Source organism: Rhodovulum sp. (assembly GCF_011048875.1).
GTDB classification, from domain to species: Bacteria; Pseudomonadota; Alphaproteobacteria; order Rhodobacterales; family Rhodobacteraceae; genus Rhodovulum; species Rhodovulum tesquicola.
On the sequence record NZ_DSDD01000148.1, the window covers coordinates 1 to 9,301 of the forward strand.

Annotated in this window: 10 protein-coding genes and 1 pseudogene; 3 read left to right on the forward strand and 8 right to left on the reverse strand. The window is 68.5% G+C overall.

The window, feature by feature from the left end; translation table 11 throughout:
• Positions 1-340 (forward strand): annotated as a pseudogene (locus ENN83_RS05240) (C4-dicarboxylate ABC transporter); the annotation flags it as partial.
• A 146-nt stretch (positions 341-486) separates the two neighbouring features.
• On the opposite strand, the gene ENN83_RS05245 reads toward ENN83_RS05240, so the two are convergent.
• From ENN83_RS05245 to ENN83_RS05255, 3 genes are read right to left on the reverse strand one after another with little or no spacing between them, the layout of a single operon-like run.
• Positions 487-1,272 (reverse strand): metal ABC transporter permease, encoded by a 786-nt coding sequence (locus ENN83_RS05245; RefSeq protein WP_287184870.1) that lies wholly within the window; start codon positions 1,270-1,272, stop codon positions 487-489.
• Positions 1,262-2,011, reverse strand: a complete 750-nt coding sequence (locus ENN83_RS05250) for a metal ABC transporter ATP-binding protein (RefSeq protein ID WP_287184872.1) — start codon at positions 2,009-2,011, stop codon at positions 1,262-1,264. Before ENN83_RS05250 ends, ENN83_RS05245 begins: the two co-directional genes overlap by 11 nt.
• On the reverse strand, positions 2,008-2,496 hold the full coding sequence (locus ENN83_RS05255) for a Fur family transcriptional regulator (protein ID WP_287184875.1): 489 nt from the start codon (positions 2,494-2,496) through the stop codon (positions 2,008-2,010). Before ENN83_RS05255 ends, ENN83_RS05250 begins: the two co-directional genes overlap by 4 nt.
• Before the next feature lie 80 nt (positions 2,497-2,576).
• On the opposite strand from ENN83_RS05255, the gene ENN83_RS05260 reads away from it, so the two are divergent.
• A complete protein-coding gene (locus ENN83_RS05260) occupies positions 2,577-3,512 on the forward strand; it encodes a zinc ABC transporter substrate-binding protein (RefSeq protein WP_287184877.1) in 936 nt (311 codons plus the stop codon).
• 48 nt (positions 3,513-3,560) lie between these two features.
• Here ENN83_RS05260 and bhcD read toward each other — a convergent pair whose 3' ends face one another.
• From bhcD to bhcA, 4 genes are all read right to left on the reverse strand, one after another.
• Positions 3,561-4,526: an iminosuccinate reductase BhcD gene (gene bhcD, locus ENN83_RS05265; RefSeq protein ID WP_287184879.1), complete on the reverse strand. Its 966-nt coding sequence runs from the start codon at positions 4,524-4,526 to the stop codon at positions 3,561-3,563.
• Positions 4,527-4,706: 180 nt separating this feature from the next.
• Entirely contained in the window at positions 4,707-5,870 is a 1,164-nt protein-coding gene (gene bhcC, locus ENN83_RS05270; RefSeq protein WP_287184882.1) for a 3-hydroxy-D-aspartate aldolase BhcC, read from the reverse strand.
• Between the two features lie 15 nt (positions 5,871-5,885).
• Positions 5,886-6,857: a beta-hydroxyaspartate dehydratase BhcB gene (bhcB, locus tag ENN83_RS05275; protein ID WP_287184885.1), complete on the reverse strand. Its 972-nt coding sequence runs from the start codon at positions 6,855-6,857 to the stop codon at positions 5,886-5,888.
• A 7-nt stretch (positions 6,858-6,864) separates the two neighbouring features.
• Positions 6,865-8,043: an L-aspartate--glyoxylate aminotransferase BhcA gene (gene bhcA / locus ENN83_RS05280; protein ID WP_287184887.1), complete on the reverse strand. Its 1,179-nt coding sequence runs from the start codon at positions 8,041-8,043 to the stop codon at positions 6,865-6,867.
• Positions 8,044-8,229: 186 nt separating this feature from the next.
• On the opposite strand from bhcA, the gene bhcR reads away from it, so the two are divergent.
• The gene (bhcR, locus tag ENN83_RS05285) at positions 8,230-9,045 is read left to right on the forward strand and encodes an HTH-type transcriptional regulator BhcR (protein WP_287184889.1); all 816 of its coding nucleotides are present in this window, start codon (positions 8,230-8,232) and stop codon (positions 9,043-9,045) included.
• 10 nt (positions 9,046-9,055) lie between these two features.
• Here bhcR and ENN83_RS05290 read toward each other — a convergent pair.
• On the reverse strand, positions 9,056-9,301 hold a 246-nt coding region (locus tag ENN83_RS05290), incomplete at its 5' end, for a hydantoinase B/oxoprolinase family protein (protein ID WP_287184890.1).

The window sequence follows — 9,301 nt, forward strand, 5'->3', positions numbered from 1 at the left end:
CGCTCCGCCCGCGGTGGGGTTCATCGCGTGGATGCGGTTGAACGGCGAGGTGGATCATCTCGCCATGTTCATGATCAACGCGGCATATGTCTTCGCGCTGATCGTGGCGACGCAACTGCCGAAGATCCTGCGGCTGCCCTTCGCGCTGTCGTTCTGGGCGCTGAGCTTTCCGCTGGCCGCGCTGACCATCGCCACGTTCCTCTATGCGGGCGAGACCGGGTCGGCATTCCACAAGGGGCTGGGCGCGGGTCTGCTGGCGCTGCTGCTCGTGGTGATCGCGGTTCTGGTCGGGCGCACCGGCGTGGCGATCGCGCGCGGAGAAATCTGTCGGCCGGAATAGGTCTGGGCTGGCCCCGGGGGACACTCCCGCCCCCGGGGCGAAGCGGCGCTTGTGCACCGCTTGCCCGGGGTTGGGCGTGGCGCGCCCGGCTGACGCCGGGCGCGTGCGTCCGGCGGGGATATTTCGGGCCAGAAGAAGCGGCCGGGTCAGGCCCGGCGCGGCGCGAGGCGGCTAAGCGCGAAGAGCGCGGTCGCGGCGACCACGATGCTTGGGCCTGCGGGGGTGTCGAAGGTCAGTGAGCCCCAGAGACCGCCCAGCGCGGCCAGCGCGGCCAGGGCGGTCGCCAGAAGCGCCATTTCCTCGGGCGAGCGGGCCAGCGGGCGCGCGGCGGCCGCCGGGATGATCAGCATCGCCACGATCAGCAGCGCGCCGACAACCTGCAGCGCCACGGCCACGACAAGGGCAAGCGCCACGGTAAGAGCCAGACGCTCGCGCTCGGGGTCGAGGCCCGAGGCCTTGGCGAGCTCTTCGCTGACGGTCACCGTCAACAGCGCGCTCCAGCGCCAGAGCAGCAGCGCCAGAACGCAAAGCGCTCCCGCCCAGATTGACGCCAACTGGCCCCGGCCCACGGCAAGGATATCGCCGAAGAGATAAGCCGAGAGATCGACCCGCACGGATGGCAGGAAGGACACCGCGACTAGCCCGATGGCCAGTGCGCCATGGGCCAGAACGCCAAGCGCGGTGTCGATCGCAAGGCCACGCCCCGCCAGCGCGGTGACGGTCAGAGCCATGGCCAGCGCCGTTGCAAGCGTGCCCGCGAAGAGCGAGATCTGGAAACCCAGCGCCAGCGCCACGCCGAGGATCGCGGCATGCGCCGTCGCCTCGCCGAAATAGGCCATCCGACGCCAGACAACAAAGCTGCCCAAGGGGCCGGCCGCGATGGCCACAGCCAGACCGGCCAGGGCGGCGCGCACCAGGAAATCATCCAGCATGGGCCGGTTCCTTGTGCGCGACGTGGCCGTCGTCATGGTCGTGGTCATGCGCATGCTGGTAAAGCGCCATCGTGCCCTGGGTGCCAAGTCCAAACAGCGCCCGGTATTCCGGCGCGGCGGTCACCACATGGGGCTGGCCCTGGCAGCAGATGTGACCGTTCAGGCAGATCACCCGGTCAGAGGCGGCCATGACCACATGCAGGTCATGGCTGACCATCAGGATGCCCGCGCCGGTCTCGCGCCGGACATCCTCGACCAGACGGTAGAAGGACGCGGTGCCGGGCTGGTCGAGCCCCTGCGTCGCCTCGTCCAGGATCAGCAGTTCCGGCTCGGCCAGCAAGGCGCGCGCCAGCAGCACCCGCTGGAACTGCCCGCCCGACAGCGAGGTCATCTGGCGGCCCTCGAGCCCCGGCACCCCGACATGTGCCAGCATCGCCGCGATCTCGGCCCGGCCGCGGCGGTCGGGCAGCGACAGGAAGCGCGCGACACTCAGCGGCATCCGGTCATCCACCGCCAACCGCTGCGGTACATAGCCGATACGCAGCCCGGCGCGGCGCGTCACCTGCCCCTCGGAGGGCCGGATCACCCCCAGCAGCGCGCGCACCAGCGAGGATTTGCCCGACCCGTTCGGGCCGACCAGTGTCACGATCTCGCCGGGCTCGATCGAGAAGACGACATCGCGCAGCGCGACCATCGCACCATAGCGCACCCCGAGCCCCCGCGCGGCGATCAGGGTCATTCGCCGCCCTCCTGGCAGGCGGGGCAGAGGCCGACCGCCTCGATGCTCATCCGCTCGACCCGGAAGCCGAGCGGCCCGGCCGATTGCCGAAGGGCCGTGGCCACCGCCGCCCCCGGAGCCTCGGCCAGGCCGTTGCAGGCCGAGCAGATCAGGAAGACCGGCACATGCGCCTCGCCCGGATGCATGCAGGCGGCAAAGGCGTTCAGCCGCCGGATGCGATGGGCAAACCCGTTCTCGACCAGGAATTCCAGCGCCCGATAGGCCACGGGCGGCTGGCGGCCGAACCCGTCTTCGGCCAGCCGGTCGAGCACATCATAGGCGCCCAGCGCCTGATGCGATTCGAGCAGGATCTCCAGCGCGCGACGCCGCACGGGGGTCAGGCGCAGGCCCTTTGCCTTGGCCACGGCTTCGGCACGGGCCATAGTCCCGTCGCGGCAGGCGGCGTGGTCATGGCTGGCAAAGGCCAGCGTGCCGTCGGGGTCCATCCGATTCCCTCTTGACTGGTTATCTTATAACATATTCTTTGTCTGCCGAGCCGCACAACCCCGAAACGAAGGAGCCGCCCATGCGTTCGCTGACCGCCCTTGCCCTCGTCCTGACCGCCGCCCCGGCACTGGCCGCGCCGCCCAGCGTAATGACGGATATCCCTGCCGTCCATGCGCTGACCGCCGCGGTGATGGGGGATCTTGGCACGCCCGACATCCTGCTCGACAAGGGGGCTGACCCGCATCATTTCCAGCTGCGCCCGTCTCAGGCCAAGGCGCTGTCCGAGGCCGATCTGGTGCTCTGGATCGGGCCGCGCTTGACGCCCTGGCTGGAACGCGCCATCGCGGGCGTCGGGCTTTCGGGCGAAAGCGTTGCGCTGATCGATCTGCCGGGCACGTTCCGGCGCGATTTCGGCGACAAGGGCGGGCATGATCACGACCACGGCCATGATCACGCACATGAGGCGACCGAAACACATGACCATACCGGGCTCGACCCCCATGCCTGGCTCGACCCCGAGAACGGGCGCGTCTGGACGCGGGCCATCGTCGAGCGGCTTGCCGCGCTCGACCCCGACAACGCCGCCACCTATGCCGCCAATGCCGAAGCGACGCTGGCCGCCATCGACGCGGCCGAGGCCGAGACACGCGACCTGCTGGCCCCGGTGGGCGATGCGCCGATCATGGTCTTCCACGATGCCTATGGCTATTTCGCCGATCATTTCGGGATCACGGTCGCCGGGTCCATCGCGCTCGGCGATGCCGCCTCGCCGGGCGCCGGGCGGCTGACAGACCTGCGCGGCCAGCTTCGCGAGGGCGGGGTGGTCTGCATCTTCCCCGAGGCCCAGCACGATCCGGCCTATGTCACCGCCATCGTCGAGGACACCGGAACGCGCATCGGCGGGCTTCTGGACCCTTCGGGCAGCACCATGGCGTTCGGCCCCGACCTTTACCCCGCCCTCCTGACCGGCCTTGCCCGGACCATCGCGGATTGCGTTGCGGGCGAAACCGGCTGACGCAGGGGAATGCCCCGACCCGGTTGCCGGGCCGGCGCCCCCACCGCTTCAGAAGTCGATCTCGACCGCCACACCGCGGGCCTGCGCGATTTCCACCGCCTTCGCCGCGACCGCCAGATCCTGCAAGCCCACGCCGGTCCCGTCGAACAGCGTGATCTCGTCCGCCGATTGCCGCCCCGGCTCCATACCGGCGATCACCGCGCCGATCCGGGTGATGTCACTCTCGGCGATCAGCCCCGCCGCCACCGCATGCTGCGCCTCGCCGATGCTGACCGATTGCGCCACCTCGTCGGTGAACACCCGCGCGCGGCCCAGGATCGCCGGGTCCACCTCCTGCTTGCCCTTGGTATCGGTGCCCATGCAGGCCAGATGCGTGCCGGGCCGGACATGGGCATCCAGCAACTGCGGCTCGAAGCTCGACGTGATCGTGACGATCACATCCGCCTGCGCGCCCAACTCCGCCAGCGATGCCGCCTCGAAGGGCAGGCTCAGCTCCTCGGCGGTCTCCGCGAGCCGCGGCAGCATTTCGGGGTGATAGTTCCAGCCCACCACCTTCTCGAAATCCCGCTGCGCCACCGCCGCGCGCATCTGGAAGGCCGACTGATGCCCCGCGCCAACCATGCCCAGAACCTTCGCATCCTCCCGCGCAAGATGCCGGATCGACACCGCGCTCGCGGCGGCCGTCCTCAGCGCCGTCAGCAGGTTGCCGCCCACAAGCGCCCTGGCCTGCCCCGTATCGGCATCGAACAGCACGACCGTCGACTGGTGATTGGTCAGGCCCCTGGCCATGTTGCCCGGCCAGTACCCCCCCGATTTCAGCCCCAGCACCAGCCCCGCCCGGTCAAAGCCCGACTTGAACCCGTAAAGCGCATCCGCATGGCCGATCGCCTCGCGGATCACCGGGAAATTATGGGCATCCCCCCGGGCCATCGCGGCAAAGACCGCCTCGACCGCCTCGAAACACTCCTCGGCCGAGATCAGCCCTGCGATCTCTCTCTCGGGAACGATGATCATCCCTGCCCCTCCTTGTCCCTCATTCAAAGGGGCGCCGACACAGCGCCCCTCCCCTCGCTTCTTCTTGGCTGAAATACCCCCGCCGGAGGCGCCGCGCGCGTCCGCGCGCGGCCACGCCCAACCCCGGACAAGCAGGGGCGCGCAAAGCGCCCCGCGCCGGCCGGGGGCGGGAGAGCCCCGTCAATACGCCTTGCCGCGCGCCGAGACCGGCCAGACCACCTCGACCTTGCCGCCCCTGACGCCCACATACCAGTCATGCACGTTGCAGGTCGGGTCGCAGTGTCCGGGCACCAGCTTCAGCTTTTCGCCGACCTTCAGCACGCCCTTGGGATCGGCAATCACCCCGTGCTCGTCCGAGCACTTGACGTATTCCACATCGTCGCGGCCAAAGATGAAAGGCAACCCGCTATCGACCGATTGCGCCTTCAGCCCCGCATCGCAGATCGCCTTGTCGGCCTTCGCATGGCTCATCACACTGGTCAGGATGAACAGCGCGTTCTCCCATTCGTCCTGGTCGATCCGCTTGCCGTCCTTGTCGAGGATGCGCCCGTAATCGGCATCCATGAAGGCGTAGGAGCCGCATTGCAGCTCGTTATAGACCCCCGAATTGCCCTCGAAGTAATAGGATCCGGTGCCGCCGCCGCCGACGATGTCACATTCCAGCCCCTCGGCCTTCAGCCCCTCGACCGCATCGCGCACCATCGCCACCGCGATGTCGATCTTGGCCTTGCGGTCCTCGTACAGGTCCATGTGCTGCATCGCGCCCTGATAGGCCTGGAGCCCCGAGAATTTCAGCCCCGGTGCCGCGTCGATCGCCTTGGCGATCTCGACCACGGCTTGCGTGGTCGTCACCCCGCAGCGCCCCGCGCCGCAGTCGATTTCCACAAGGCACTCGATCTGCGTGCCATGTTTCACCGCCGCCGCCGACAGGTCGGCCACGTTGGCCACGTCATCGACGCAGACGATGGCGCGCGCGCCCAGCTTCGGGATGCGCGCCAGCCGGTCGATCTTGGCCGGATCGCGCACCTGGTTCGAGACCAGCACGTCCTTGATCCCGCCGCGGGCAAAAACCTCGGCCTCGCTCACCTTCTGGCAGCACACGCCGCAGGACCCGCCCAGGCGCTCCTGCAACAGTGCCACATCCACCGACTTGTGCATCTTGCCATGCACCCGGTGGCGCATGCCGTGTTCCTTGCACCAGTCGCCCATCTTCCTGATGTTGCGCTCCAGCGCGTCGAGATCCAGCACCAGGCAGGGCGTCTGGATATCGGCCTCGTCCATCCCCGGGACGGCGGGGATGTCATAGCCAACCTCGAGCCCCTGGAAATCGGTCACGCCCTTCATCTGCGTTCTCCCTGTTCAGCCCTTGGTCCAGGGCAGCTTGTCCAGATCGACATTGCCGCCGGTGATGATGACGCCCACGCGCTTGCCCGCGAAGACCTCACGGTTCTTCAGGATGGTGGCCAGCGGCACGGCGCAGCTTGCCTCCATCACGATCTTCATCCGCTGCCAGGTCAGCTTCATGGCGTCGATGATCTCCTGCTCGCTGGCGGTCAGGATGTCGGTCACATGGTTCGACACGAAATGCCAAGTGAGTTCCTTGAGCGGCACCTTCAACCCGTCGGCCACCGTGTCGGGGGCGTCGTCGGCGATGATGTGACCGGCCTTGAAGCTGCGATAGGCATCGTCCGCCTGTTCCGGCTCGGCGGCGTAGATCTCGATGCCCGGCGCGATGGTCGACAGCGTCAGGCAGGTGCCCGACACCATGCCGCCGCCGCCAATGGGCGCGATCACCGCGTCCAGCCCCGGCACCTGTTCGTTCAGCTCACGCGAGCAGGTCCCCTGCCCCGCGATCACCCGCCAATCGTTGTAGGGGTGGACGAACTCAGCCCCCGTGCGGGCCTGCACCTCGGCAAAGACCGCCTCGCGGCTGGACGTGGACGGTTCGCATTCGGTGATCGACCCGCCATAGCCCCGCACGGCATCCTTCTTGGCCTGCGGCGCGGTGCGCGGCATCACCACATGACAGGGAATGCCCCGCCGCCCGGCCGCATAGGACAGCGACAGCGCATGGTTGCCCGAAGAATGCGTCGCCACGCCCTTCTTCGCTGTCTCGTCGTCGAGGCCGAACACCGCGTTGCAGGCACCCCGCACCTTGAACGCGCCCGCCTTCTGGAAATTCTCGCATTTGAAGAACAGCTCGGCCCCGGTCAGCTCGTTGAAATAGCTCGACGTCAGCACCGGCGTGCGGTGGATGAAGGGGGCGATCCGCTCATGCGCCGCCACCACGTCGTCATAGGTCGGAATGTACATCGCCTTGTCGTCTTTCATCGCACCCTCACGCCGCTGCGCGGACCGCGGCGGCCCGGGTCGCCCGATAATGCTCCTGCGCCGCGGCGACCCCGCTGCCCAGCGTGACCGGCACACCCATGTCGGCCATCGCCATCTCGGCCGCAGCAATCCCCGACAGCGCCAGAACGTCGGTCAGCATCCCCAGATGGCCGATGCGGAACACCTTGCCCGCGACCTCGCCCAGCCCCGCGCCGAAAGCGACGCCATAGGCATCGGCTGCATGACGGCACAGCGCATTGCCGTCGATCCCCTCGGGCAGCACGATCGCCGTCACGGAATTGGAGTAGAGCGCAGGCGCCACCGCGCAAGGCCGCAGCCCCCAGGCGGCGACCGCCTTGCGCACCCCTTCGGCGACGCGGTGATGGCGCGCGAACACGTTGTCCAGCCCCTCGGCCAGCAGCATGTCGCAGGACGCGCCCAGCCCGTTGATCAGGCCCACGGCGGGGGTGTAGGGCGTACCCAGCTTCAGCATGTCGCGGAAATCGAAGAAACAGCGCGACAGTTTCGCGGTTTCCATCGCGGCCAGCGCCTTGGGGCTGACCCCCAGGATGGCCAGGCCCAGCGGCAACATGAAGCCCTTCTGCGACCCGGCCACCGCCAGATCGACGCCCCATTCGGCCATCCGGAAATCCATCGAGCCGATGGAACTGACGCCATCGACCATCAGAAGCGCAGGGTGCCCCGCCGCGTCCAGCGCCGCACGCACCGCCGCCACATCCGAAACGACGCCCGTCGCGGTTTCGTTATGGGTGACCAGCACCGCCTTGATCTCGTGGCCCGTGTCGGCGGCCAGGATCTCGGCGAAACGGTCCACCGGCGCGCCCTCGCCCCAGGAGCATTTCACGACCTCGACATCCAGCCCATGCCGCCGGCACAGGTCGATCCATTTCATCGAGAACATGCCGTGCCGGGCGGCCAGCACCTTGTCGCCGGGGCTCAGCGTGTTGGTGATTGCGGCCTCCCAGCCGCCCGTGCCCGAGGCCGGGAACAGGATCACCTCGCCCTCGTCCATCTTCAGCACCTTCCGCACGCCGGTCTTGGCGCGCTCGACCATCGGCGGGAACGCGGCCGAGCGGTGGTCCATCGTGGGGATGTCACAGGCCCGGCGGATCGATTCCGGGATATTGGTCGGGCCTGGAATGAAGACGGGGTTCTGGCTGGACATGGGTTCATCCTTTTCGTGTCGCGCCATGGGGATACCGCGGCGGCGGGGTGTGGTTCAATTTTTTTGAAAAAATAATGCGCGTGGTGAAAAAACATGCAAACGCCCTGAAATCTGGTTGCTTTTCGGCTTTCATCAGATGAAAAAACGTTTCATTCTGGCACGATCCTGCCGAAGGACCCGACTCGCATGACCCAGGCCAGGCCCCGCGGCCGCCCCCGCGCCTTTCACGACAAGACCGACCAGAACACGATCCGGTCGCTCGACCGGGCGATGGCGCTGTTGCGCGCCCTGGCCAAGACCAACGGGCTGACGCTGACCGAACTGGCCGACCGCTCGGGACAGAGTGCCGCCACCGTCTACCGGGTTCTGATCACGCTGCAGGGTCACGAGATCGTCGAGTTCGAGGAGGGCGCCCAGCGTTGGCATGTGGGCGCGGGCGCGTTCCGCATCGGCTCGGGCTTCCTGCGCCGCGCCAACGTCGCCGAACGCTCGCGTGGCGCGATGCAGGCGCTGATGCGCGCGACCGGCGAGACCGCCAATCTCGGCGTCGAGAACCGCGACGAGGTGCTGTTCCTGACCCAGGTCGAGACGCATGAGGCGATCCGCGCCTTCTTCCCGCCCGGCACCCGCAGCCCGATGCATGTCTCGGGCATCGGCAAGGCGCTGCTGGCCTATTACCCCGAGGCGCGAGTGACCGCCATCGTGGCCGAAAAGGGCCTGCCGGGCTTCACCTCGCTCTCGATCACGTCCGAGGCCAGCCTCGCCCGCGACCTTGCCCGCACCCGCGAGCGCGGTTTTGCCATCGACGACCAGGAACGCGCCGAGGGCATGCGCTGCGTCGCCGCGCCGATCTTCAACGCCCATGGCGAACCCGTCGCGGGGCTGTCGGTCTCGGGGCCGGCCTTCCGGATGACCCTGTCCGAGGCCACCCGGATCGGCCAGGAGGTCCGCCGCGCCGCCGACAGCGTGACGTCGGCCATCGGGGGCACGCCAGCGGGGTGACGCGCGCGCCTCAGGGCGCGCCCCAGCCGCCGCCGCCGGGGGTGCGCAGCTCGAACAGCGCGCCCGCGGGCAGGTCGATTTCGTCATTGCCCCGCAGCCGTTGCCGCCGGCCGTCGGGCCATTCCGCCCAGTTCTCGGCCACTGCGCCCGGGGCCCCGCCATCGACGCCGAAGGGCGGGATCTCGCGGTGCGCGCACAGCGTCGTCACCGTCACGGGGTCAAGGAACCTCAGCCGCCGCACCACCCCGTCGCCGCC

Coding starts and splice junctions, on each gene's coding strand:
- bhcC (WP_287184882.1), bottom strand. CDS start 5,870: ATGAAGGGCGTGACCGATTTCCAGGGGCTCGAGGTTGGCTATGACATC.
- bhcB (WP_287184885.1), bottom strand. CDS start 6,857: ATGAAAGACGACAAGGCGATGTACATTCCGACCTATGACGACGTGGTG.
- ENN83_RS05260 (WP_287184877.1), top strand. CDS start 2,577: ATGCGTTCGCTGACCGCCCTTGCCCTCGTCCTGACCGCCGCCCCGGCA.
- bhcA (WP_287184887.1), bottom strand. CDS start 8,043: ATGTCCAGCCAGAACCCCGTCTTCATTCCAGGCCCGACCAATATCCCG.
- ENN83_RS05255 (WP_287184875.1), bottom strand. CDS start 2,496: ATGGACCCCGACGGCACGCTGGCCTTTGCCAGCCATGACCACGCCGCC.
- bhcD (WP_287184879.1), bottom strand. CDS start 4,526: ATGATCATCGTTCCCGAGAGAGAGATCGCAGGGCTGATCTCGGCCGAG.
- bhcR (WP_287184889.1), top strand. CDS start 8,230: ATGACCCAGGCCAGGCCCCGCGGCCGCCCCCGCGCCTTTCACGACAAG.
- ENN83_RS05250 (WP_287184872.1), bottom strand. CDS start 2,011: ATGACCCTGATCGCCGCGCGGGGGCTCGGGGTGCGCTATGGTGCGATG.
- ENN83_RS05245 (WP_287184870.1), bottom strand. CDS start 1,272: ATGCTGGATGATTTCCTGGTGCGCGCCGCCCTGGCCGGTCTGGCTGTG.